Source organism: Stutzerimonas chloritidismutans, assembly GCF_038562055.1.
Lineage (GTDB): Bacteria > Pseudomonadota > Gammaproteobacteria > Pseudomonadales > Pseudomonadaceae > Stutzerimonas > Stutzerimonas chloritidismutans_A.
Genome location: NZ_JBCFXD010000001.1, coordinates 315,415 through 339,682, shown reverse-complemented (window position 1 = coordinate 339,682; position 24,268 = coordinate 315,415). Strand labels below are relative to the sequence as shown.

The following is a 24,268-nucleotide window of genomic DNA, read 5'->3' as shown; positions in this document are numbered from 1 at the left end:
CCCGACGATTGTTAATCGAGCACTCAGGTGTCAGGCTGGAAATCACCCCATAGTTGCTGCGCGAGACTAAGCGCAACCACCGGTGCGGTCTCCGTGCGCAGTACGCGGGGCCCAAGACGGGCTGGTTGGAATCCGGTGCTACGCGCCAACTCGACCTCCGAGTCAGTCAAACCGCCTTCAGGGCCGATCAGAAACGCTAACGTGGCCGGCGGGGAATGTGCTGACAACGGTTCAGCCACAGGATGCAGGACCAGCTTCAATTCCGCTTCCAGCTTCAGCCAGTCCGGTAGCGACATCGGCGGATGGATGATCGGGATGACCGAACGACCACACTGCTCGCAAGCGCTAATGGCGATCTGGCGCCAATGCGTCAGGCGCTTATCGGCCCGTTCGTCGTTCAAGCGGACTTCGCAGCGCGCGCTGGCGATTGGAGTGATCTCCGCGACCCCTAACTCGGTGGCTTTCTGAATCGCCCAGTCCATCCGTTCGCCTCGTGAGAGGCCTTGACCTAGATGGATGCGCAGCTTCGATTCAGGCAGCCCGGCAAGCTGTTCGCGCAACGTTACTGCAACCTGTTTCTTTCCCACCTCGGCCAGTTCGCCGCGATACTCGGTTCCGCTGCCATCGAAGAGCTGTACCGCTGCACCAACATTGAGCCGCAACACTCGACTGATGTAGTGAGCAGGGGCCTCCGGTAGCTGCTGTAGCCCGAGCGAGAGTGGCGTGTCGATGAAGAAACGGGAAAGGCGCATGGCTGGCTACGGGTTAGAAAGGGAGACGCAGTTTAATGGTTTACCGGGCACGGCTGTAGCCTGCTACCGGCTAACCGGGATCGCGGAACTCATCCGGCGCGCCAGCTGAAACCGCAACGCTGATGTCTGCTCGCGTGGCGATGTCGATGCTTTCGGTCGCCACCTCGGCCAGAAAATCGATCTGTTCTTCGGTGATGGTGTAGGGCGGCAGAAAGTACACAACGTTACCCAGCGGTCGCAGCAGCGCCCCCCGCTGCAGTGCGTGCTGATAGACCTTCAGGCCGCGACGTTCCTGCCACGGATAGGGCGTTTTGCTGGCTCGGTCCTGAACCATTTCGATGGCCAGAGCCATTCCGGTCTGACGCACCTCGGCGACCTTCGGGTGGTCGCTCAGGTGGGCCGTAGCGGTTTTCATGCGTATGGCCAGTCGCTTATTGGCCTCGATGACATTGTCTTGCTCGAAGATATCCAGTGTGGCTAGGGCTGCTGCGCAGGCCAGCGGGTTGCCGGTGTAGGTGTGCGAATGGAGGAAGGCGCGCAATGTGGCGTAGTCGTCGTAGAACGCCTGATACAGCTTGTCTGTGGTCAGCACCGCGGCCATAGGCAGGTAGCCCCCGGTCAGGGCTTTGGACAGGCAAAGGAAGTCCGGCGTGATGCCCGCTTGCTCGCAGGCAAACATGGTGCCGGTACGGCCAAAGCCGACCGCGATCTCATCATGGATGAGGTGCACGTCGTACCGGTCGCAGGCCTCGCGCAGCAGCTTGAGGTAGACCGGGTGATACATGCGCATACCGCCAGCGCCTTGAATCAGCGGTTCGACAATCACCGCAGCGATCTCACCATGATGCTCGTCCAGCGTCTGTTCCATGTGGGCGAACATAGTATGCGAGTGTTCTTCCCAGCTGACGCCATCCGGGCGGAGGTAACAGTCCGGGCTCGGGACCTTGAAGGTGTCCAGAAGGAGCGGCTTATAAGTGTCGGTGAACAGCGCGACATCGCCCACTGACATGGCGGCAACCGTTTCGCCGTGGTAGCTGTTAGTCAGAGTGACAAATCGCTGCTTGTCCGAACGTCCGATATTGCGCCAGTAGTGGAAGCTCATTTTCAGCGCGACTTCGATGCCGGTCGAGCCATTATCCGTGTAGAACACTCGATCTAGACCGGCAGGCGTGATGCTTACCAGTCGCTCCGACAGTTCGACGACTGGCTGATGACTGAAGCCGGCGAGCATGACGTGTTCGAGCTGATCGACTTGGTCTTTGATGCGTTGATTGATGCGTGGGTTGGAATGCCCGAACACATTGACCCACCAAGAGCTCACGGCGTCCAGATAGCGCTTACCGTCGAAGTCCTCAAGCCACACGCCCTCACCGCGCCGGATCGGAATCAGAGGAAGTTGCTCGTGATCTTTCATCTGAGTGCAGGGGTGCCAGAGTACGGATAGGTCACGCTGCATCCAGCTGTCGTTCAGGCTCATCATTGCTCCTTGGCATAGGCGTCGGCGCAGCCTAGCAGAAACAGCACGGCGGTCCGTTCAACGGAAGCGGATCTATCTATCAGGCCGATATTTTGAAACGAAAAAATGCGATTCATTTCGATCTGTTAGCCGTTAGGCTAAGCGCGTTCATAATTTGGGACTTCAGTGATGCAATGGCGGAATTCTTCCAGTAACTACGGTCTGGTCAGTATCACGATGCACTGGCTGGTGGCGGTGGCTGTTGTGGTGCTGTTTGCACTGGGTTATTGGATGGTCGGGCTGACCTATTACAGCAGCTGGTATCGGACCGCACCAGACATACATAAGAGCATCGGTCTGCTGCTACTGGCTTTGATGGTCATGCGCGTCACCTGGCGCTTCCTCAATCGCGGGCCAGCGCCAATCGCGAGCCATGGGAAGATGACGCGGCTGGCGACCAGGATTGGTCATGGCGCTCTTTACCTTGGCCTGTTGGCGGTCATGATTTCTGGCTACCTGATATCCACCGCAGATGGCCGAGGTATCAGCGTGTTCGGCTGGTTCGAAGTGCCCGCGCTGATCACGTCCATTCCCGATCAGGAAGACATAGCTGGCCTCATTCACGAATACCTCGCCTGGGGGCTGGTGATCTTTTCCGGTCTGCATGCTTTGGCAGCTCTCAAGCACCATTTCATTGATCGCGATCCGACGCTCAAGCGGATGATCGGGCGCGCCGATGCCTGACAAACCTCAAAAAAGGAGTACTCCATGTTAAAGAAAAGTTTTGCTGCATTGGCCCTGAGTTCAATGCTGCTTGCAGGTCAAGCGCTTGCCGCTGACTACGCCATCGATACCAAAGGCCAGCATGCGTTCGTCAACTTCAAGATCAGCCACCTTGGTTACAGCTGGCTGTGGGGTTCGTTCAAGGAGTTTGATGGCAGTTTCAGCTTCGATGCCGCGAAGCCCGAAGCCAGCAGTGTCAAGGTTACGTTGCAGACCGACAGCGTGTTTTCCAACCACGCCGAGCGTGACAAGCATCTACGCAGCGAAGATTTCCTGAATGTCTCCGAGCATCCAACTGCAACCTTCGAGTCCACCTCGGTCAAGCCGACCGGTGACGGTACTGCAGATATCACCGGCAACCTGACCCTGAACGGGGTAACCAAGCCGGTCGTGATTGCCGCCAAGTTCCTTGGTGAAGGCAAAGACCCATGGGGCGGCTATCGTGCAGGCTTTGAAGGGATGACGACCCTGACGCTCAAAGACTTCGATATCAAGATGGACCTGGGCCCGGCTTCGCAAACCGTTGACTTGATCATCTCCGTGGAAGGCGTACGCCAGTAACTAAACCTGTTTCACCGAACGCCGGCGTAAGCCGGCGTTCTGGTTTCTAGCCAGCCATCACCACTGTTCTCGAAACGCGGCAGCCTATGAGATTGGTTTGCTCAATCAGCGCAATAGAGCGTCGGAGACGCTATTGGCTGTTTACAGACACTGATGAATGTAAGTATATTCCCCCGCATTCTGCCATTCGAGTCTGCCCAGGCTCTTTCCCCTTGGGCTAGCTGTTCAACGAGGTCACTTCCGATGCTAATCAAGCCAGCCAGTGCTGTTCTGATTCCACTCATCGTCGCCGTAGCATTACTCAGCGGTTGTCAGGAAGAACAAGCGGAGTCGCCAGCGAAGCAGCCGGCTCCACAGGTGGGCATCGTGACGCTTGGGGCCGAGCCGTTCGAGTTGACTACGGAGCTGCCAGGCCGGACCACAGCCTTCCGTGTCGCCGAAGTCCGTCCGCAGGTCAGCGGCATCATTCAGAAGCGCCTGTTTACTGAAGGCAGCGAAGTGAAAAAGGGGCAGCAGCTTTATCAGATTGATCCGGCCGTCTACGAAGCCACTTTGAAAAGTGCCCAGGCGAAGGAGGTCTCGGCCAAATCGCTATCGGATCGCTATGCGCTGCTGGTCAAGGAGCAGGCAGTGAGCCAGCAGGCCCATGACGAGGCTCGGGCTGCGGCGTTGCAGGCCCAGGCCGAGCTGGAGCGGGCGAAAATCGATCTGCGTTATACCAAGGTGCTGGCGCCCATCTCCGGCCGCATCGGCCGCTCTGCGGTGACAGAAGGCGCGTTGGTCAGCAATGGCCAGGCGCAGGAACTGGCGACTATCCAGCAGCTCGATCCGATCTACGTCGATGTCACCCAGCCGGTGCAGGACCTGATCGCCCTGCGTCGTGATCTGGAGAGTGGTCGGCTGCAACAGGCCAGCGACAGTGCGGCGAAGGCGCGACTGATACTGGCTGACGGGTCCGAATATCCACATGACGGAACGCTGGAAGTCGCCGAGGTGGCGGTGGATGAAGGCACAGGCTCGGTCACCATCCGCGCCAAATTCCCGAACCCTGAAAAAGACCTGCTGCCCGGAATGTTCGTCCACGCAAGGCTGCTGGCGGGTGTGCGTGAGGAGGCCTTGCTGGTGCCTCAGCAAGGCGTTACCCGTAACGCTCGGGGCGAGCCGACGGCGATGGTCGTGGCCGCCGACAACAAGGTTGAACTCCGCCAGATCAAGACCGAGCGTGCAGTGGGTAATCGCTGGCTGGTCAGCGAAGGCTTGCAGCCTGGTGATCGCGTGATCACTGAAGGCCTGCAATTCATTCGCCCTGGTGTCGAGGTCAATCCGCAGCCAGCTGGCAACGTCAAGCAGGCCGGGCAGAGCGACGCTCAGGCTGGCACAGCTGCCGATGGCGCAGAGGAATAATCAGACATGTCCAAATTTTTCATCGATCGGCCCATCTTCGCCTGGGTCATTGCCCTGGTGCTGATGCTCGCCGGAACACTGGCGGTCCTTAATCTGCCCGTCAACCAGTATCCGAGCATCGCACCGCCGAACGTATCGATATCGGTCAATTATCCGGGCGCATCGGCACGAACTGTCCAGGACACCGTCGTGCAGGTCATCGAGCAGCAGCTCAATGGCCTCGATGGGCTGCGCTACATCTCATCTGAAAGCAATTCCGATGGCAGCATGACCATCAACGTGACCTTCGAGCAGGGCACCAACCCTGACATCGCGCAGGTCCAGGTTCAGAACAAGCTGCAGCTCGCCACGCCGCTGCTGCCTCAGGCCGTTCAGCAGCAGGGCATACGTGTGTCGAAATCGGCGCGCAACTTTCTGATGGTGGTGGCGCTGGTGTCGAAGGATGGGCAGCAGACCAACTTCGACCTGGCCAATTACATCGTGGCCAACGTGCAGGATCCGATCTCGCGTACGCCGGGTGTCGGTGACTTTCAGGTGTTCGGCGCCCAGTACGCCATGCGTATCTGGCTCGACCCGGCCAAGTTGCAGCAGTTTCAGCTGACGGCTGTGGATGTTCGATCCGCCATTCAGGAGCAGAACGTTCAGGTTTCATCTGGTCAGCTTGGTGGCTTGCCGGCTGTGGAAACCCAGCAGCTCAACGCCACGATCATTGGCAAGACCCGCCTGGAGACGCCGGAGCAGTTTGAGAAGATTTTACTGAAGGTCAACGCCGACGGGTCACAGGTACGCCTGCGTGACGTCGCGAAGGTCGAACTGGGTGCTGAAAGCTATGCGATCCGCGCCGAGTACAACGGTCGGCCAGCCGCTGGCCTGGGGATACGTCTTGCCGCAGGCGGCAACGCACTTGATACCGCCAAAGCGGTGCGCGCAACGATTTCCGAGTTAGAGCCCTTCTTCCCGCCGGGCGTCGAGGTGGTTTACCCCTACGACACCACGCCGGTGATCTCCGCGTCCATTGAAGGCGTTGTGCATACGCTGCTGGAAGCCTTCGTACTGGTCTTCCTGGTGATGTTCCTGTTCCTGCAGAACCTGCGGGCCACGCTGATCCCGACGCTGGCCGTGCCGGTGGTGATTCTCGGGACATTTGCGGTACTGCTCACGTTCGGATACAGCATCAACACCCTCACCATGTTCGCCATGATTCTGGCCATTGGTCTGCTTGTGGACGACGCGATCGTGGTCGTGGAGAACGTCGAACGGGTAATGCGCGAGGAGGGGCTTTCCGCACGGGAGGCCACTCGCAAGTCGATGGGGCAGATTCAGAGCGCGCTGGTGGGTATCGGCGTGGTGCTTTCGGCCGTGCTGTTGCCGATGGCCTTCTTCGGCGGCTCCACCGGGGTCATCTACCGGCAGTTCTCGATTACCATCGTCTCGGCCATGGTGCTTTCGGTGCTGGTTGCACTGATCTTCACGCCGGCGCTGTGCGCGACCATTCTCAAGCCGCATAGCGGGGATCACGAAGGCAAGCGCGGGTTCTTCGGCTGGTTCAACCGCACCTTCGAGCGCGGCACGCTGCGCTACGAGCGGGGTGTGGCTGCTGTGCTGCGGCGCAAAGCGCCCTACCTGCTGATGTACCTGCTCATCGTCGGCATCATGATATGGATGTTCACCCGCATTCCCACGGCCTTCCTTCCGGAGGAAGATCAGGGCGTGCTGTTCGCTCAGGTTCAGACGCCAGCGGGTTCAACTGCAAGTCGAACTCAGGAGGTCGTCGAGCAGATGCGCAAATACCTGCTGACCGAGGAAAGCGATACGGTCAGTTCGGTCTTCACCATTACCGGCTTCAACTTCGCCGGTCGCGGTCAGAGCTCTGGCATGGCCTTCATCATGCTCAAGCCGTGGGAAGAACGCACCGAACCCGGACAGGGCGTATTCGAGCTGGCACAGCGCGCGCAGGGCTACTTCTTCAGCCTTCGCGACGCCATGGTGTTCGCCTTCGCGCCCCCTGCGGTTATGGAGCTGGGCAATGCCACTGGTTTCGATGTGTACCTGCAGGACCAGGCCGGGCTCGGTCATGAAGCCTTGACCAAAGCCCGCGACCAGTTCATGCAGCTCGCTTCCGAGGACCCAACGCTCACCGGTGTTCGCTTCAACGGCATGCGGGACGAGCCACAGTATCGGCTGATCATCGACGATGAAAAAGCGCGTGCCCATCAGGTATCCCTGGCGGCAATCAACGACTCGTTGTCGATTGCCTGGGGCTCAAGCTACGTCAATGACTTCATTGATCGCGGTCGGGTCAAGCGCGTCTACATGCAGGGCGAACCTACCTCGCGGATGAATCCGGAGGACCTGGGCAAATGGTACGTACGCAACACCGAGGGCGAAATGGTGCCCTTCACCGCCTTCGCTACCGGCGAGTGGACGTATGGTGCGCCAAAGCTGACGCGTTTCAATGGCGTGCCGGCAATGGAGATTCTGGGCGCGGCCGCACCGGGTTACAGCTCCGGCGAGGCCATGGCAGCGGTTGAGCGGATCGCCGCGCAGTTGCCAGCGGGCATCGGTTACTCCTGGACTGGCCAATCCTATGAGGAACGTCTGTCCGGATCGCAGGCGCCCGCGCTCTATGCGTTGTCGTTACTGGTGGTATTCCTGGCGCTTGCCGCGTTGTATGAGAGCTGGTCGGTTCCACTCTCGGTCATGCTGGTCGTGCCTTTGGGCATTGTCGGTGCTCTGGCCTTCACCATGGGCCGCGGGTTGTCGAACGACGTGTTCTTCCAGGTCGGACTGCTGACCACGGTAGGCTTGTCGGCGCGGAACGCGATCCTGATCGTCGAGTTCGCCAAGACCCTGCATGAGCAAGGCATGACGCTGACCGCCGCCGCGATTGAAGCCAGCCGTATTCGTTTGCGCCCTATCGTCATGACCTCCCTGGCGTTCATGCTTGGGGTGCTACCTCTGGCGATTTCCAGCGGGGCAGGCGCAGGCAGCAAGCATGCGATCGGTACCGGCGTGATCGGCGGCATGCTCAGCGCAATGGTCTTGGCGATTTTCTGGGTTCCGCTGTTCTATGTCCTGGTGTCTTCGCTGGGTAAACGCAAAAAAACCGGCAGCGACGAGCAGAACGGAGAGGCGCAATGAACAAGTCACTATTGAGCCTGGCACTGATGGCAGCGCTAAGCGGTTGCTCGTTGATACCGGAGTACCAGCGGCCTGACGCACCTACGGCTGCCAGCTGGCCCGAGGGTGACGCGTATGTGGGTTCAGCAAGTGCGGCGAAAGGGCAGCAGATGGAGATGGACTGGCAGTCCTTCTTCAAGGACCCCGCGCTGCGTGAGCTGATAAAGGTGGCCCTGGAAAACAACCGCGACCTGCGTATCGCTGCGCTTAACGTCGATGCTTATCGTGCGCTCTACCGTGTGCAGCGGGCCGATGTGTTGCCGCTGGTAAGTGGTGATGCTGCCGGTAGCCGTACTCGGACCCCGGGCGATCTCAACCAGACCGGTGAGAGCGCCATCAGCAGTCAGTACAGTGCGACGCTTGGGGTGTCCTGGGAACTCGATCTGTTCGGCCGTCTGGGTAGTCTGCGTGAGCAGGCCCTGCAGGAGTTCCTCGCCACCGAGGCGGCGCAGCGCAGCACGCGGATCAGCCTGATTGCCAGTGTTGCCAACGCCTGGCTGACCTTGCAGGCCGATCAGGCCCTGTTGCTGGTGAGCCGCGACACACTCAAGGCCTTCGAAGAAAGCCTCTCGCTCACTCAGCGAAGTTTCGACGTTGGCGTAGCCTCGGCGCTTGAGTTGAGCCAGGCGCGTAGCGCGGTCGATACGGCAAGGGTTGGGATCGAGCGTTATACCCGCCAGGTGGCTCAGGACCGCAACGCCCTCACCTTGCTGCTTGGTCGGAATATCCCGGTGGAGTTGCCGGCCGATGGCCGGCTGGAGCGCAACCTGCTGGCCACGGTTCCGGTGGGGTTGCCGTCGGACCTGCTCTATAAACGGCCGGACATCATGCAAGCCGAATACCAGCTGCGTGCTGCCAATGCGAATATCGGGGCGGCGAGGGCAGCGTTCTTTCCGCGCATCAGCCTCACCGGGGCGGTAGGTACCGCGAGCAGTGAACTGTCCGGACTGTTCGATGGCGGCTCCAGCTACTGGAACTTTGCCCCGAGCATCAGTGTGCCGATCTTCAACGCCGGGCAGCTGCGGGCCAACCTCGACTATGCCGAGATCAGCCGCAATATCCAGGTGGCGCAGTATGAGCAGACGATCCAGACGGCGTTCCGCGAAGTGGCGGATGGGCTGGCCGCTCAATCGACCTACGTTCGCCAAGTACAGGCACAGCGTGATCTGTTGGAAACCAGTCAGGATTATTACCGTCTTGCAGAGCGTCGTTACCGCACCGGTATAGACAGCTACCTGACGCTCCTCGACGCACAGCGCCAGCTGTTCGAAGTACAGCAGCAATTCATCAGCGACCGTCTGGCGCAGATGGTCAGCGAGGTCGAGCTGTTCAAAGCGTTGGGCGGCGGTTGGGATGCCCAGGACGAGGCTATCCCAGGTCCGGGTTGACCTCGTGCCGCGGCGCTGGCCGTCGCTCGCTGATCTTACTGCTCGGCCAAGAGTAAAAGGCTCCAACAAAAACGCCGCCCTCAAGGGCGGCGTTTTTGTTTGTGCTACCTGTCAGCGATTGCGGGTCAGCAATGCCGGCTTCTCGCCACGAGGCTTGGTTGGCAGTTGTTCCAGCTGCTCGATGCTGGGCAGGCGGTCCAGCTTCGACTCCTTGTGGATGATGAGCGGCTGCTTTTCCTTTGGTTTCTCCGCCATGTCTCGACGGGCGCCACCGTTGTCCCCCTCGATGCGGCGACCTTCATTCTTGCGGCGTGGCTGGCTGCCACGGGCTGATTGGCCTTGACGCTTGCCTTTGCCCTGAGCGCCTGCACCGGCAGTAGCTGCGCGAGGACCCGCCGCGGCACGGGGTTGGCCGCCGGGTTGAGCTGGCGCTCCGGGACGACGCCCGCGGCCCTGCTTGTTCTGGTAAGGGCTGACGTAGTCGACGCTGTTGCCGAAGTTGTCTAGCTCGTCATCGAGGAAAACTTCCGGATCGCGATCACTGGGCAGGCGCGGCGGACGGCTCACCGGCGCGGCAGCCGTCTGCTCTGCTGAGCCCTGTGCAGGACGCGCATTGCGCGGCTTGTTGCGGCCACGACGGTTGCGGTCGCCCGACTTTGGCTCGCCAGCCGCCGCTTCGGTGGTTTTGGCCGGGCGCTCACCGCGCGGTTTGCGTTCGCTGTTGCGGGCAGGACGTGGCTGGCGCGGTTCACGGACTTCCGGCTTCTCCGCTTCGATGGAGGCGGCGTCGAAACCCATCAGGTCACCGTCCGGAATCTTCTGCTTGGTCATCCGCTCGATGCCTTTGAGAAGTTTCTCCTCATCGGGCGCGACCAGCGAAATCGCTTCGCCGCTACGGCCGGCGCGGCCAGTACGACCGATGCGGTGAACGTAATCTTCCTCAACATTGGGCAGCTCGAAGTTGACCACGTGTGGTAACTGATCGATATCCAGGCCGCGGGCCGCGATGTCAGTTGCGACCAGAATGCGCACTGCATTTGCCTTGAAGTCAGCCAGCGCTTTGGTGCGAGCGTTCTGGCTTTTGTTGCCGTGAATCGCCACAGCCGGCAGGCCGTGCTTGTCGAGGTATTCGGCGAGGCGGTTTGCGCCATGCTTGGTGCGGGTAAACACCAACACTTGCTCCCAGGCTCCCTGAGTGATCAGGTGAGCCAGCAGTGCGCGCTTGTGCGTGGCCGGCAGACGGAAGACCCGTTGCTCGATACGCTCGACCGTCGTGTTCGGCGGCGTGACCTGGATTTTCTCCGGCTCGTGCAGCAACTTGCTGGCGAGGTCGGTGATGTCCTTGGAGAAAGTCGCCGAGAACAGCAGGTTCTGGCGCTTGGTCGGCAGCTTGGCGAGAACCTTTTTGACGTCATGGATGAAGCCCATGTCGAGCATGCGGTCGGCTTCGTCGAGGACCAGAATCTCCACGTGGGAGAGGTCGACGGCCTTCTGGTTGGCCAGGTCCAGCAAGCGGCCAGGGCAGGCGACGAGCACGTCGAGGCCCTTGGCAATCGCCTGCACCTGCGGGTTCATGCCGACGCCGCCGAAGATGACCGCGCTTTTGAGCGGCAGATCGCGGGCATAAAGCTTAAAACTGTCGTGAACCTGGGCGGCGAGTTCGCGCGTCGGTGTCAGCACCAGTACGCGTGGCTGACGCGGACCATGGCGGTGCTCGCGATCGGGATGGCCACCTGGGAAAAGAATTTCCAGCACGGGAAGAGCAAAGCCACCGGTCTTGCCGGTTCCCGTCTGTGCAGCGACCATCAGGTCGCGTCCTTGCAACACGGCGGGAATGGCCCGCTGTTGCACTGGTGTAGGCTGGGTATAGCCGGCAGCCTCGACGGCACCGGCCAAAGCCTCGGAGAGACCGAGGGAAGCAAAGGACATGAGTAATCCTGTCTCGTATAGGGCGAAGCCCTGGATGGTCATGCCTGGCTCGAATCGCGACTGGCGTGCGATCCCGTCCGGTCCTGCCGCATCATCAACGATGACGACATCCGGGCGTAAGCCTGGCGGAAGCGCGGAGTATAACAGAGCCTGTTATCACCGCAGTGGTAGGACAGTGTGGCAGTTCGCAGGTTCATTGACCAGCTCCCTGTTTTTCAGGGAGCTGGTCGTTGCGTCAGCGGCCCAGCTTGAGATTGTCCCAGATAGCCAGGCTCGGCTCAGCCTGGTTCAGGGTGTAGAAGTGCAGCCCCGGTGCGCCGCCGGCAAGCAACTTCTCGCACATCTCGGTGATGACCTGCGCGCCGAACGTCTGGATGCTCTCCATGTCGTCACCGTAGGCTTCCAGTTGCTTGCGCACCCAGCGTGGAATTTCCGCGCCGCAGGCATCGGAGAAGCGCGCCAGCTTACTGTAATTGGTGATCGGCATGATGCCCGGCACGATCGGCGTTTCTACGCCCAGCTTGCGCACGCGCTCGACGAAGTAGAAGTAGCAATCGGCGTTGAAGAAATACTGGGTGATGGCGCTGTCGGCGCCGGCCTTGGCCTTGCGCACGAAATTAGCCAGGTCGTCCTCGAAATTGCGTGCCTGCGGATGCATCTCCGGATAAGCGGCAATTTCGATGTGGAAATGGTCGCCGGTTTCGGCGCGAATGAACTCCACCAGCTCATTGGCATAGCGCAGCTCACCGCTGGCCATGCCCATGCCCGACGGCAGATCACCGCGCAGGGCGACGATTCGCTTGATGCCGGCGTCCTTGTACAGGTTGAGCAGCTCGCGCAGCTCCTGCTTGCTGCCGCCAACGCAGGAGAGATGCGGCGCCGTGGACACTTTAACCTCGCCGTCTAGCTGCAGCACGGTGTTCAAGGTGCGATCGCGTGTCGAGCCGCCAGCACCGTAGGTGCAGGAGAAGAAGTCCGGCTTGTATTCGGCCAGGCACCTGGCAGTGGCCAGTAGTTTTTCGTGCCCAGCGTCGGTTTTGGTCGGAAAGAACTCGAAGCTGAAGCTATGGCTACGTGTGTGTGACATGACAATTCCTTTCGGCAAGCAGCCGCACTGCACTCAGACGATCTGGGTCGCCTGAGTGCCAATGCGGCATGGCCTCGATTAGTAGCGGTAGCTATCTGGCTTGAATGGGCCTTCGACTTCCACGCCGATGTACTCGGCCTGGCTCGGCGTCAGGCGAGTGATGACACCGCCGAAGCCCTTGACCATTTCCGCTGCGACTTCCTCGTCGAGCTTCTTCGGCAGCACCATGACGGTGACGTTCGCGGTCTTTTCAGTGACCGGCAGGTCGGCAAACTTCTCGTTGTACAGGTGGATCTGCGCGAGCACCTGGTTGGCGAACGAGCCGTCCATGATTCGGCTCGGGTGACCGGTGGCGTTACCCAGATTCACCAGACGGCCTTCGGCCAGCAGGATCAGGTAGTCGTCGTTCTGCGCATCGAAGCTGCCCGAACCGGTGCGGTGGATCTTGTGCACCTGTGGCTTGACCTCTTCCCATGCCCAGTTCTTGCGCATGAAGGCGGTATCAATCTCGTTGTCGAAGTGACCGATGTTGCAGACCACGGCGCGCTTCTTCAGGCCTTTGAGCATGCCAGCGTCGCAGACGTTGGCGTTGCCGGTGGTGGTGACGATCAGGTCGATCTTGCCCAGCAGGGCGGTGTCGATGCAGCCGTCAGTGCCGTCGTTGAGGCCGTCCTTGTATGGAGAGACCAGCTCGAAACCGTCCATGCACGCCTGCATGGCGCAGATTGGGTCGACTTCCGAAACCTTGACGATCATGCCTTCCTGACGTAGCGACTGAGCCGAGCCCTTGCCTACGTCGCCGTAGCCAATGACCAGCGCTTGCTTACCGGATAGCAGGTGGTCGGTGGCGCGCTTGATGGCATCGTTAAGGCTGTGGCGGCAACCGTACTTGTTGTCGTTCTTGCTCTTGGTGACCGAGTCGTTGACGTTGATCGCCGGGATCTTCAGGGTGCCTTTCTTCAGCATGTCCTGCAGGCGATGCACGCCGGTGGTGGTCTCTTCGGTGACGCCATGGACGCGCTCAAGCACCTGAGGGTACTTGTCGTGCAGGATCTGGGTCAGGTCGCCGCCGTCGTCGAGGATCATGTTGGCGTCCCACGGCTGGCCGTCCTTGAGGATGGTCTGCTCGATGCACCACTCGTACTCTTGCTCGGTTTCACCTTTCCAGGCGAACACCGGGATGCCGGCAGCGGCGATGGCCGCGGCGGCTTGGTCCTGAGTGGAGAAGATGTTGCAGCTGGACCAGCGTACTTCGGCGCCGAGGGCGGTCAGCGTCTCGATCAGAACGGCGGTCTGGATGGTCATGTGGATGCAGCCGAGGATCTTTGCACCTTTGAGCGGCTGCTCGCCGGAGTACTTGTGGCGCAGCCCCATCAAGGCAGGCATTTCCGACTCGGCGATGATGATTTCGCGACGACCCCAATCGGCCAGGGAAATGTCGGCGACCTTGAAATCGTTGAAACCTGCAGGCGTCATGACAGCGCTCATTGAAGAGTTCTCCATTCGTTTTTGTGCGAATGGGCGCCGTTGATGCGTATGGTTAACGCCCTGTCCGAGCCTGACAGGCCCCTGAATGGTGAGCCTGCTGCAGCGCCCCTCGGACAGGTGGCGGGCACGGCCGAACAGTGCCGGCGGTGTGAAGCTGGGCGATTATAGCCGCGCCCGCAGAAGATCCCAAGCCCGGCGCGCTACCCTTATGAGCGAGCGTGATTGGTATCGCGGGCGCAGATCCGCCGAACCAGCCTGCCAATGCTCAGTCCCTGGACCAGGATCGAAAACAGCACCACCAGATAAGTGATGTTCAGCAGCAGATTGCGCTCGTCGCTGGCTGGCAGCGCCAGCACCAGCGCTACGGAAATGCCGCCTCGCAGCCCGCCCCAGGTGAGGATGCGCACTGTGCCGTTGGGCAGTGCGCGGCCCATTTTGCGCAACAGAAAGGCTGCCGGACCGACTGCCACCAGGCGGGTGCCAAGGATGAGGAGGGTGACGCACAGCGCAATCAGCAGGTACTGCGCGCTGAATGGCAGTAGCACCAACTCCATGCCGATCAGCACGAAGAGCACTGCGTTGAGAATCTCGTCGAGTAGCTCCCAGAAGTTATCGAGGTTGTCCCGGGTGTGATCCGACATGGCATGCCGGCGCCCCTGGTTACCGATGATCAGCCCGGCCACCACCATGGCGATGGGGCCGGAGACGTGCAGGTGCGTAGCCAGGGTATAGCCGCCCAGCACCAGCGCGAGGGTCAGCAAGACCTCCACCTGGTATTGGTCGATGCTCTTGAGCAGGGCAAAGGTCAATGCGCCAAGCAGGGCGCCGAGCAAGATGCCACCTCCAGCTTCCTCGACGAACAACCATATGGCTTCCCCCGCGCCGGGCGCTTCGCCGCGGGCGAGCACGCCCAACAGCACGGTGAACACCACGACTGCGACCCCGTCGTTGAACAGCGACTCGCCGACGATGGTGGTCTCCAGTGCCTTTGGCGCGCCGGCCGAACGCATGATGCCGAGCACGGCGATGGGGTCGGTTGGCGAAATAAGCGCGCCGAACAGCAGGCAGTAGAGCAGCGGCGGCTGGAGCCCAAAGAGGTCGAGGATCCACCAACTGCCCAAACCGATCACGGCCGTGGAGAACAGTACCCCGACTGTAGCCAGTAGGCCGATCGCCCAGCGGCGGGCGCGCAGATCGGCCAGGTTGATGTGCAGCGCACCGGCAAACAGCAGAAACGACAACATCCCGTCCATCAACAGGTGATTGAAGTCGATTCGCCCGACCAACGCCTCGATCTGCGCTTCCAGCAGGGGCAGGCCGAGCATGGTCAGCCCATGCAGCAGCAGTGAGAACACCAGCGCCGTGGCCATTACGCCGATGGTGGGTGGCAAACCGATGAAACGGTAGTTGAGGTAGGCGAGCAGTGCCGTGAGGCTGATGAAAATGGCCGAAAGTTCTAGCATGGGGTCCTCAGGTCAGCGTCCATAGGCTGCAAAGAGTGGACTAGATGAGGGCGCAAATGGTGCCGGGCGGATTAAGCGCTTGGTGAATCGCGAACTCGGTCAACGACTGAGCGGTCGAACGCTAAGGTTCGGTGAACCTCGCCGGGCAAGTGACCCTCAGGAGCTGCCAACATGAACCTCTTGTTTCGTTCTGTTCTGCTAGTCATTACAGCCGGGTTGAGCCTGCCGGCTGCCGCCAATTCCTGCTATGTCAGTGCTGAAACGTCCGGCGCAGTGCCGCCGCCGGTGGTGACCGAGAAGTGCTTTCGCTACGAGGGCATGGGCGACAACAACATCGACTGGGTCTGCCAAAACAACGAGGCGGTGAAGAATTCTCGCCGGGAGATCCTCGACAGTTGCCCATCCGGTCATTTCGGCGTTTGTACGGCTGCGTTGACGCCCGCAACCCTGGCCAACGAACGCGCCACCGGCAGCCAGGCCGCCAGCACGCCCGCGCCCACCACGGTGCCCGAGCAGGCGCGCATCATCACCTACCACTACAAGGCAACCGACCACGCTCAGGCCAAGATTGATTGTGAAAGCGCGGGTGGTGAATGGTCGCAGTAGGCGGATGAGGTTTGGTGATACGGCTGGCAGGGGCGATAATCGCCGGCCGTTGTATTTGCGAGTAGTCGAACCATGAAGTTGTTGCCGTTGAGTGTGTCGCTGGTCACCGTGTTGGCGCTGTTGGCTGGCTGTGATCGCATCGATCCCAATTCTCCTCTCGGCAAGCGCAAGGCCATCTATCAGCAGATGCTCGACGTCAAGGAAGACCTGGGCGGCATGCTGCGCGGTCGCCTGCCGTTCGACCCGGAAGGCTTCACCAGCGGAGCGGCGAAGCTTGATCAGTTGTCCCGCCAGCCTTGGCAGTACTACCCAGAGGTCAAGGAAGCGCAGAGCGATGCCCGTGACGACGTCTGGCAACAGCAGGCACGGTTCAAGCAGATGGCTCGTGAACTCGAGGCCCGTACTGCCGCGCTCGTGGCAGCAACCACAGGGTCGGCGGTGACTGCGGAAAGTGTCGCGCCGGCATTTCAGCAGGTCGAAGATGCATGCGAGGCCTGCCACAAGGAATTTCGCGCCTATTGATTATGCGGGTGAGGAACGCGGTCAGTGTTTCGCCGCTTCCAATTGCTTGCGCGCCTGATCGAGGCGCCGCTTGCTCACCTCGATCACCTGCTGATCACCCGTTCCCAACGCCTCGCGCAGCTGCGCTTCGCGCGTCGTAGCCAGGCGCATCGCGCGTTCGATTTCAGCGTGGTTGGGCTGCAGTGGGACTACACCACTGCAGCGCTCGGTCAGGTTTTGCAGCTGAGCTTCCAGTAAAACGCGTTGACCGCTGTCGCCCTTCAGGCGGGCGTCCTTTATCTGCTGGCTGATGTGCTCGCGCTGAGCGCTGCACGTGGCATCCGTCTCTGCGGCGGCCATCGCTGGCTGATTCACGCAAAGGCAGAACAGCATAAAAGCGAGGAGATTGTGCCGGCCGGTCATGCACAGGTCCTTTTTTTGTTTTGATGTCATATGACTGGAGGCGAGCGGTGAAGTGCCGCTAGAAACCGACGATTCCTGCCTCATGCAGCCGCTGTCGCAGGCGTAGAACTTCCGGCGACGTGAAAAAGGCGTGCAGGTGCTGAGCGCGTGTTGCGCCAATGCCGGGTTCCGCTTGCCATTGAGCCAGGCTGACATTGGCCACGGCTTCCCAGTTCTCGGCGGGGATTGCATCGGCGCCAGGGGGCGCGCCGAGCGCCCGTAACCAGCTGGCAAGGGGGCGCTCGCGGGCTAGCTGAAAACTACTAAACAGGCTGCTGGCGCTGGCTTCACCGATGCCCGGAATCTGTTGCAGACGACGCTGGTCGAGCTGCAGCCAGTCAAGCAGGCCATCCACCAGCCCGGATTCCACCAGGGTTTGCCAGGTCCCAGGCCCCAACCCTGGCAGGTCGAGGCCGTGCTTGCCGCTGAGCCAGACGAGGCGTGCGACGAACTGCTGCTCGCAGCCAGGGCTGGCTTGCCAGCAACTCAGAAAATGGTAGTCACCGGGTCTGGGCGCCTCGACTCGTTGCCGCTGCTGCATGCGCCAGACGACACGCTCGAAGCGCGGGACAGTCAAGCCGGCCAGGGCGATCGCGATTTGATCGTCGGGCTGCACATCTTCCTGCTGCCAACGCTTCACGGAGCCTAGACTGACGCGGCTGACAAGGCGGTCATCGAGCTGTACCGGTTCCAGCTGCAGCACTGGGGTGATTCTGCCGCTGCGGCCAATGCTGAACGTTACTTCGCGCACTCGGGTGACGGCCGTGCGCAGTGGGTATTTCCAGGCGACTGCCCAATGCGGTGGCTGGGCCTGCCAGCGGGAAGCCTCCGGACGTTGGCCTTGGCGCAGCACGATGCCGTCGGTGGCGAACGGCAAGCGGTGGTGGAACCAGTACTCACGCCAATCTCCGGCTTGCTCGGCGGTATCCAGCGGCAGGGTCATCGCGGCACTATCGCCGAAGCCCATCGCAATCAGTCCTGCAAGGCGTGCCTGCATGTCCCTAGGGCCGTTGGGCCAGTCCCAGACGAACAGGCCGATCTGCGCGGCGGTTTCCCGATCCAGCGCCTGCCTCGCCATCGCCCCGGCGACACGGCTGCGTGCCCCGACACTGCCGGCTTCGGCCTGGACATGGTCCTGCAAGCGCCAGTACAGCTCACCCTGCAGGATCAGCTCTCCGCTGACAGGCAGCGCTAGCGGTATGGCCTGTAGCAGTTGGGCCCGGTCGGTCCAATCCTGCCCGTGACTGCCGTTGCCGCGGCTTACCAGCCGGAACAGAGAACCGTTCCGGTAGTGCAGCGTCACTGCGACACCATCCACTTTCGGTTGCACCCAGACATCCGAGCGAGTCGCGAGCCATTCCTTGACCGCCTCGGCATCTGCGAGCTTGGCCAGCCCGGTTTGCGCGACCGGATGGGCAACTGGCCCTTCGGCGCCGTCAAGCGGGTCCGCCGCAGCTGTTGCATTGATTGCAGCGAAGCATGCTTGCCATTGCTCCAGGCGCTGCCGGGCCTGGTCATAGATTTCATCATCGACCAGCGACAGGCCACGCTGATGGTAGGCGTCGTCCCACTCTGCCACCTGGGCGGCCAAGGCTGTGAGTTCCGTTTCGGCTCGGAGGTCAGGCCAGTCAGGGCACTCGGCCATTGCCAGGCAGGAGAAGGTACAGAGTGCTGCTGCAATCAAGCGCTGCATAAAGAGCATCCTTGCTCATTGAGGTCGGCCCATTCTGCCCCGCGGTGTCAGCTGCGGCCGTGCGCTAGCGCATGTTGAACAGTTCTTGATGAAAATCGCTGGCCGGCAGGCCGTGCTCGGTCAGGTCATGACGCAGTTCGCTGCCGAAGCGGGCCGGCCCGCAGAACCAGACGTCGCGGTTTTGCCAGTCAGGAAGCAGCTGGCGAACCCGTGCTGGCGTAAGCCGGCCCTGTTCGGCTGCCGTCAGGACGTGCAGGCGTATGCGGGCTGCTTCCGCCAGCGCTTCCAGGCCCGCGATGAAGCCCTGGTCCGGTGCACCGGTGCAGTAGAAAAGATCGACTTGGTGGCGTTGCTCTTTATCCGCCGCCAGCGCCTGCAGTTGGCCGATGAAAGGCGCAATGCCAATGCCGCCGGCAATCCAGATCTGTGATGGTGGGCGTCCGCGAAAATCAAAACAGCCGTAAGGGCCTTCTATCGTGACGGCATCGCCGCTGTGCAATGTTTGCGGCAGGGTGCGGGTGTAGTCACCGATGCCTTTTATCGAGAACGACAGCTGGCCGTCGTTCTGCCAGGCACTGGAGAGGCTGAACGGGTGCGGGCCTTCAGTCTCGTCAAACGTGACAAAGGCGAACTGCCCCGGCGTGTGCCCCGGCCAGGCGCCATCCAACATTATGTGCACCTGCAAAACGCGGTTGTCGGCGTGGAAGGTGAGTTCTTCAATGTGGCCGACCACCTGATGTCTGCGACCTACCCGACGCAACAACGAGACGCCCGCCGCGAACGAGCCGGCGGCAAGTAGCAAAGCCATGGTGACGCCCAACACTGAAGACCAGTAGACCGGCGGCATCAGCATCAGGCTGTGTGCGACCAGCACCAGATAGACCAGGCCAAGCCAGCGATGCGTCTTGAAGAACCAGCGATAGGGGAACTGCTTGAGCAGCGCGAGGATGATTAGCAGCGCGGCCAGGTAGAACGCCCACTCACCGATATCCTCGGCAAAGCCGCGCTGCTGGTGGAGCCAACCGATCAGCCCTTCCTGGATCTGACCCGCGCCGCGTCGCGCTGGAGGTTGGAGCCAGCCCAAATCCACCAGCCATTTTGGGATTTGCGCCCAGCCCCAATGCACTGCCGATACCACCAAGGCGGCGATGCCCAGCCATTTATGCAACCGGTAGTTCTTGTCCAGTCCGCCCAGCAGGCGCTCCAGCCACTGTGGGCGGATGGCGAGGTAGATCGCCGCGCTCATGGCGGTGATGGCAAGAGCGCCACTGTAATGAACCATGTCTGCGCGCAGCGGCCAGAAACGGGAGTAGTCGACTGGGACGACGCCAGCTGTGGTGAGCCAAAGAACGGTTACGGTTGTGAACAGCGTGACGAAGGCCAGTCTGATCCGATGCATACAAGGCCCCTCCTGTTGTGCTGACGGCATGAGCAGCATGCGCTTGCGATACGGCTGTGGGCATGATCGTTATCAACAGCATTGATTAGTGAGCTAATCAACAGCGCCGTACAATCGTCAGCCAAATGTTTTGCGGAGTGATTCATCTGTGCAACCCGTGATCACCATCGAGCACCTCACCAAGACATACGCCTCAGGACATCCGGCGCTCAAGCAGATCGATCTAGAGATCCACAAAGGCGAGATCTTTGCCCTGCTTGGGCCCAACGGCGCGGGCAAGACCACACTGATCAGCATCATCTGCGGCATCGTCAATCCCGGTAGCGGACGTGTGTTGGTGGATGGCTTCGACATCATCAATGACTACCGCGCCGCGCGTTCGAAGATCGGGCTGGTGCCGCAAGAGTTGTTCAACGAAGGATTCGAGAGCGTCTGGGCGACGGTGCGGTTTTCCCGCGGTCTTTTCGGAAAGGCGCCGGACGACGCTTACCTTGAGCAGCTGCTGCGCGACCTGTCGCTGTGGGACAAGAAGAGCGCGCGCATTATCGAATTGTCCGGTGGCATGAAGCGCCGGGTGATGATCGCCAAGGCGCTGTCCCACGAGCCGAGCATCCTGTTTCTCGACGAGCCTACAGCCGGCGTCGACGTCGAGCTGCGCCGCGACATGTGGGAAATGGTCCGCCGTCTGCGAGAGCGCGGTGTGACCATCATTCTCACCACGCACTACATCGAAGAGGCCGAGGAGATGGCCGACCGCATCGGTGTGATCAGCAAGGGCGAGATCATCCTGGTCGAGGACAAGAAAGCGCTGATGCAGAAGCTTGGCACCAAGCAGCTGACCCTGCATCTGCAACGGCCGCTTGCAGAGATTCCGGCGGAGCTGGCCAGCTATCCGCTCGAACTGGTCGACTCGGGCAACCAGCTGGTGTTCACCTTTGACGCCCAGCACGAGGACACCGGCATTGCCGACCTGCTCAGGCGCCTCGCCGCCCACGGCATCGACTTCAAGGACCTGCAGTCGAGTCAGAGTTCTCTGGAAGAAATATTCGTCAGTTTGGTGAAAGGCAGCCGCACATGAATTTCCATGCAATCCGCGCCATCTATCTGTTCGAGCTGGCGCGCACCTGGCGCACGCTGTTGCAAAGCATCGCCACCCCGGTTATTTCCACATCGCTGTATTTCGTGGTCTTCGGTTCGGCCATCGGTTCGCGCATGGAGGCGATGCACGGCATTCCCTACGGCGCCTTTATCATTCCCGGCCTGATCATGATGGCGCTGCTCACCGAGAGCATTTCCAACGCATCGTTCGGCATCTACATGCCGCGCTATTCCGGCACGATCTACGAAGTGCTGTCGGCGCCAGTGTCGTATCTGGAGATCGTGATCGGCTATGTCGGTGCGGCAGCGACCAAGTCGATCATTCTCGGCCTGGTGATCCTTCTCACGGCGCGCTTGTTCGTCGATTACGAGATCGCTCATCCCTTTGTGATGGCGCTGTTCCTGGTGCTGACGGCGGTGACCTTCTGCCTGTTCGGTTTCATCATCGGCATCTGGGCGGACGGTTGGGAAAAGCTGCAGATCGTCCCATCGCTGATCGTCATGCCGCTGGCCTTTCTGGGCGGCAGCTTCTATTCCATCGAGATGCTGCCGCCGCTCTGGCAGAAGGTCACGCTGTTCAACCCGGTGGTGTACCTGATCAGTGGCTTCCGCTGGAGTTTCTACGGCGTTTCCGACGTCAACGTTGGCATCAGCCTGGCCATGACGCTGGGCTTCCTGGCGCTGTGCCTCGGGTTGATCTGGTGGATCTTCAAGACAGGCTATCGGTTGAAGAACTAGCCTGAATGAAAAAAGCCCCGCTTAGCTTTTGCTGGCGGGGCTTTTTTGTGCCGGCGGGCTGTGTTTTACAGGCCTGCAGCGGCGCGCAGGGCGTCAGCTTTGTCGGTCTTTTCCCAGGTGAAGGCGGTGAAGGTGTCGCCACCGACCGTCATTTCAACTGGAGTACGCCCGAAGTGGCCATAGGCTGCGGTGGCTTTGTACATCGGGTGCAGCAGGTCGAGCATGGTGGTGATTGCGTACGGACGCAGATCGAAATGCTCGCGGACCAGGGCGACGATCTTCTCGTCGCTGAGCTTGCCAGTGCCGAAGGTGTTGATCGAAATCGAAGTCGGCTGAGCCACGCCGATGGCGTAGGAGACCTGAATTTCGCAACGCTCGGCCAGGCCGGCGGCGACGATGTTCTTCGCCACGTAACGACCAGCGTAGGCGGCCGAACGGTCGACCTTGGATGGGTCCTTGCCGGAGAACGCGCCGCCGCCATGACGGGCCATGCCGCCGTAGGTGTCGACGATGATCTTGCGTCCAGTCAGGCCGCAGTCGCCCACCGGGCCGCCGATGATGAACTGGCCGGTCGGGTTGATGTGGAACTGGGTGTCCTTGTGCAACAGTTCGGCCGGGATCACGTGCTTGACGATCAACTCCATCACCGCTTCCTTGAGGTCGGAATGCTTGACCTCAGGATTGTGCTGAGTGGAGAGCACGATGGCGTCGATGCCGACCACCTTGCCGCCTTCGTAACGGCAGGTGACCTGGCTCTTGGCATCTGGACGCAACCACGGCAGCAGGCCGTTCTTGCGCGCTTCGGCCTGGCGTTCGACCAGTGCGTGGGAGAAGCGGATCGGGGCGGGCATCAGCACGTCGGTTTCGTTGCTGGCGTAGCCGAACATCAGGCCCTGGTCGCCAGCGCCCTGATCCTCCGGCTTGGTGCGGTCAACGCCCTGGGCAATGTCCACTGACTGCTTGCCGATGATGTTGATGATGCCGCAGGTGGCGCCGTCGAAGCCGACTTCCGAGCTGTTGTAGCCAATGTCGACGATAACGTCGCGCACCAGCTGCTCAAGGTCGACCCACGCGCTGGTGGTGACTTCGCCGGCGACGATGGCGACACCGGTTTTGACCAGCGTTTCACAGGCCACGCGGGCGTGCTTGTCCTCGGCGATGATGGCGTCCAGCACCGCATCGGAAATCTGGTCGGCAATCTTGTCCGGGTGCCCTTCGGACACGGACTCGGAGGTGAAAATCGAGTATTCGCTCATCTATCGGTTCCTAATTACCGGTGGGTGAGTCGGCTGTCAGGGGCGAGCCGGGAAAAGTACCGGGTCTGGATCTGAAAACCGTTTTTCAAGCCAATGTAGAGGCTCTCGCCGGGCGTGAGCCCCGCGGCATCGGCCCAACGGGCCAGATCGTCCTGTTCGAAGCCCAGCCAGAGATCGCCGCAGGCCTCCTTGGCCCAACTCTGGTTGTGGCTGCACAGCTCGGTGATCAGCAGGCTACCGCCCACGTTCACCAACCGCGCCAGTTGCTTGAGTGCTTCACCTGGCGCGGCCAGATGATGCAAAACCATGTTCAGCACAACGCAATCGGCTGACGGACATTCGTCCTGCAAGGCGTCGGCAAGTTTCAACTCGACATTTTCCAGCGCATCCTGCTCGCAACGTGAGCGAGCCAGCTCTAGCATTGCCGGGCTGTTGTCCACTGCGACCACTCGGGCGAACCGATGAGCCAGTTCCGGCAGAAAGCCGCCGTCGCCGGGGCCTACCTCCAGCGCTGTAGCCTGGGCTGGAAGATGCAGCGCATCGAGCAGCGCGACCACGCTGTCGCGGTACTGCGGGAAGCTGGCGATCATGTCCTGCCGCGCCTGAAAGCTGCCGGCCATTCTTGCGAAGAAGTCTTCGCTGGCGGCGCTGCGCTGGGCATGCACCGCGGCAATGCGCGCCTGCACATCCAGCGGCAGGCTCAGCTGATCGACCTCTTCGAGCAGTGCGGCATGTAGCTTTCCGCCAAGGTTGTCGCTCTGGGGCAGGGCGCGGCGATAGAAGATCGCGTTGCCTTCACGGCGCGTCGCCAACAGACCGGCCTGGTTCAGCACCTTGAGGTGATGGCTGATGCCGGATTGTCCGGTGGCAAAAATCTGCGCCAGCTCGAGCACGCCGAACGAGTCGCTGGCCAGCGCACGCAGCACGTTCAGCCGCAGCGAATCGCCGCCGGCCTTGCACAGGGCGGCGAGCTGATCGCTGTCGTCGAAAGACATCTGGGGAATGCGCAGGCTCATAGGCAGCG

General features: G+C 61.0%; 20 protein-coding genes and 1 riboswitch. Of the genes, 9 read left to right on the top strand and 11 right to left on the bottom strand.

All coding sequences use genetic code 11. The annotated features are described in order from the left end of the window. Positions 1-23 precede the first annotated feature (23 nt). Positions 24-752: a 16S rRNA (uracil(1498)-N(3))-methyltransferase gene (locus tag AAGW23_RS01510; RefSeq protein ID WP_342404583.1), complete on the bottom strand. Its 729-nt coding sequence runs from the start codon at positions 750-752 to the stop codon at positions 24-26. A 70-nt stretch (positions 753-822) separates the two neighbouring features. Beyond that, positions 823-2,229, bottom strand: coding sequence for an adenosylmethionine--8-amino-7-oxononanoate transaminase (locus AAGW23_RS01505; RefSeq protein ID WP_342404582.1), 1,407 nt, complete (start codon positions 2,227-2,229; stop codon positions 823-825). A 168-nt stretch (positions 2,230-2,397) separates the two neighbouring features. Between AAGW23_RS01505 and AAGW23_RS01500 the strand changes: the two genes are divergently transcribed. The 5 genes from AAGW23_RS01500 (at position 2,398) to adeC (ending at position 9,524) form a co-directional block, all read left to right on the top strand. Then, on the top strand, positions 2,398-2,952 hold the full coding sequence (locus tag AAGW23_RS01500; RefSeq protein ID WP_342404580.1) for a cytochrome b: 555 nt from the start codon (positions 2,398-2,400) through the stop codon (positions 2,950-2,952). Positions 2,953-2,976: 24 nt separating this feature from the next. After that, positions 2,977-3,552 carry a YceI family protein gene (locus AAGW23_RS01495; protein WP_342404579.1) on the top strand — a complete coding sequence of 192 codons (576 nt, stop codon included), beginning with the start codon at positions 2,977-2,979 and terminating at the stop codon, positions 3,550-3,552. 243 nt (positions 3,553-3,795) lie between these two features. Continuing rightward, positions 3,796-4,956 carry an efflux RND transporter periplasmic adaptor subunit gene (locus AAGW23_RS01490; protein WP_342404578.1) on the top strand — a complete coding sequence of 387 codons (1,161 nt, stop codon included), beginning with the start codon at positions 3,796-3,798 and terminating at the stop codon, positions 4,954-4,956. A gap of 6 nt (positions 4,957-4,962) precedes the next feature. After that, complete coding sequence (locus AAGW23_RS01485; protein ID WP_342404576.1) at positions 4,963-8,097, top strand: efflux RND transporter permease subunit; 3,135 nt, start codon at positions 4,963-4,965, stop codon at positions 8,095-8,097. Next, positions 8,094-9,524 carry an AdeC/AdeK/OprM family multidrug efflux complex outer membrane factor gene (gene adeC / locus AAGW23_RS01480; RefSeq protein WP_342404574.1) on the top strand — a complete coding sequence of 477 codons (1,431 nt, stop codon included), beginning with the start codon at positions 8,094-8,096 and terminating at the stop codon, positions 9,522-9,524. Before AAGW23_RS01485 ends, adeC begins: the two co-directional genes overlap by 4 nt. 111 nt (positions 9,525-9,635) lie before the next feature. On the opposite strand, the gene AAGW23_RS01475 is transcribed toward adeC, so the two are convergent. From AAGW23_RS01475 to AAGW23_RS01460, 4 genes are all read right to left on the bottom strand, one after another. After that, a complete protein-coding gene (locus AAGW23_RS01475) occupies positions 9,636-11,453 on the bottom strand; it encodes a DEAD/DEAH box helicase (protein WP_342404573.1) in 1,818 nt (605 codons plus the stop codon). Between the two features lie 235 nt (positions 11,454-11,688). Beyond that, on the bottom strand, positions 11,689-12,540 hold the full coding sequence (gene metF, locus AAGW23_RS01470) for a methylenetetrahydrofolate reductase [NAD(P)H] (protein WP_102836689.1): 852 nt from the start codon (positions 12,538-12,540) through the stop codon (positions 11,689-11,691). A 78-nt stretch (positions 12,541-12,618) separates the two neighbouring features. Continuing rightward, positions 12,619-14,028 (bottom strand): adenosylhomocysteinase, encoded by a 1,410-nt coding sequence (gene ahcY / locus AAGW23_RS01465; protein ID WP_342404571.1) that lies wholly within the window; start codon positions 14,026-14,028, stop codon positions 12,619-12,621. Positions 14,029-14,052: 24 nt separating this feature from the next. Then, positions 14,053-14,145: riboswitch (S-adenosyl-L-homocysteine riboswitch) on the bottom strand. An 89-nt stretch (positions 14,146-14,234) separates the two neighbouring features. Further along, positions 14,235-15,491 carry a sodium:proton antiporter gene (locus AAGW23_RS01460; RefSeq protein WP_342404570.1) on the bottom strand — a complete coding sequence of 419 codons (1,257 nt, stop codon included), beginning with the start codon at positions 15,489-15,491 and terminating at the stop codon, positions 14,235-14,237. A gap of 171 nt (positions 15,492-15,662) precedes the next feature. Between AAGW23_RS01460 and AAGW23_RS01455 the strand changes: the two genes are divergently transcribed. Continuing rightward, entirely contained in the window at positions 15,663-16,097 is a 435-nt protein-coding gene (locus AAGW23_RS01455) for a hypothetical protein (RefSeq protein WP_342404569.1), read from the top strand. A 72-nt stretch (positions 16,098-16,169) separates the two neighbouring features. Continuing rightward, positions 16,170-16,619: a cytochrome c gene (locus tag AAGW23_RS01450; protein WP_342404567.1), complete on the top strand. Its 450-nt coding sequence runs from the start codon at positions 16,170-16,172 to the stop codon at positions 16,617-16,619. Positions 16,620-16,640: 21 nt separating this feature from the next. Here the strand turns inward: AAGW23_RS01450 and AAGW23_RS01445 are convergent, their stop codons facing one another. The 3 genes from AAGW23_RS01445 to AAGW23_RS01435 form a co-directional block, all read right to left on the bottom strand. Next, the gene (locus tag AAGW23_RS01445; protein WP_342404566.1) at positions 16,641-17,021 is read right to left on the bottom strand and encodes a DUF1090 family protein; all 381 of its coding nucleotides are present in this window, start codon (positions 17,019-17,021) and stop codon (positions 16,641-16,643) included. Between the two features lie 58 nt (positions 17,022-17,079). Then, positions 17,080-18,753 (bottom strand): NAD-dependent DNA ligase LigB, encoded by a 1,674-nt coding sequence (ligB, locus tag AAGW23_RS01440; RefSeq protein WP_342404565.1) that lies wholly within the window; start codon positions 18,751-18,753, stop codon positions 17,080-17,082. A gap of 64 nt (positions 18,754-18,817) precedes the next feature. Further along, positions 18,818-20,152 (bottom strand): ferredoxin reductase family protein, encoded by a 1,335-nt coding sequence (locus tag AAGW23_RS01435; RefSeq protein ID WP_342404564.1) that lies wholly within the window; start codon positions 20,150-20,152, stop codon positions 18,818-18,820. A gap of 148 nt (positions 20,153-20,300) precedes the next feature. Here AAGW23_RS01435 and AAGW23_RS01430 point away from each other — a divergent pair, with 148 nt between their 5' ends. Together AAGW23_RS01430 and AAGW23_RS01425 are read left to right on the top strand one after the other, a co-directional pair. Continuing rightward, on the top strand, positions 20,301-21,230 hold the full coding sequence (locus AAGW23_RS01430; protein WP_102836700.1) for an ABC transporter ATP-binding protein: 930 nt from the start codon (positions 20,301-20,303) through the stop codon (positions 21,228-21,230). Continuing rightward, positions 21,227-21,988 (top strand): ABC transporter permease, encoded by a 762-nt coding sequence (locus AAGW23_RS01425; protein ID WP_102836701.1) that lies wholly within the window; start codon positions 21,227-21,229, stop codon positions 21,986-21,988. The genes AAGW23_RS01430 and AAGW23_RS01425 overlap by 4 nt, the downstream gene beginning before the upstream one ends. A gap of 65 nt (positions 21,989-22,053) precedes the next feature. Here the strand turns inward: AAGW23_RS01425 and metK are convergent, their stop codons facing one another. Next, entirely contained in the window at positions 22,054-23,244 is a 1,191-nt protein-coding gene (metK, locus tag AAGW23_RS01420; protein ID WP_342404562.1) for a methionine adenosyltransferase, read from the bottom strand. 14 nt (positions 23,245-23,258) lie between these two features. Continuing rightward, entirely contained in the window at positions 23,259-24,260 is a 1,002-nt protein-coding gene (locus AAGW23_RS01415) for a metalloregulator ArsR/SmtB family transcription factor (RefSeq protein WP_342404560.1), read from the bottom strand. Positions 24,261-24,268 lie beyond the last annotated feature (8 nt).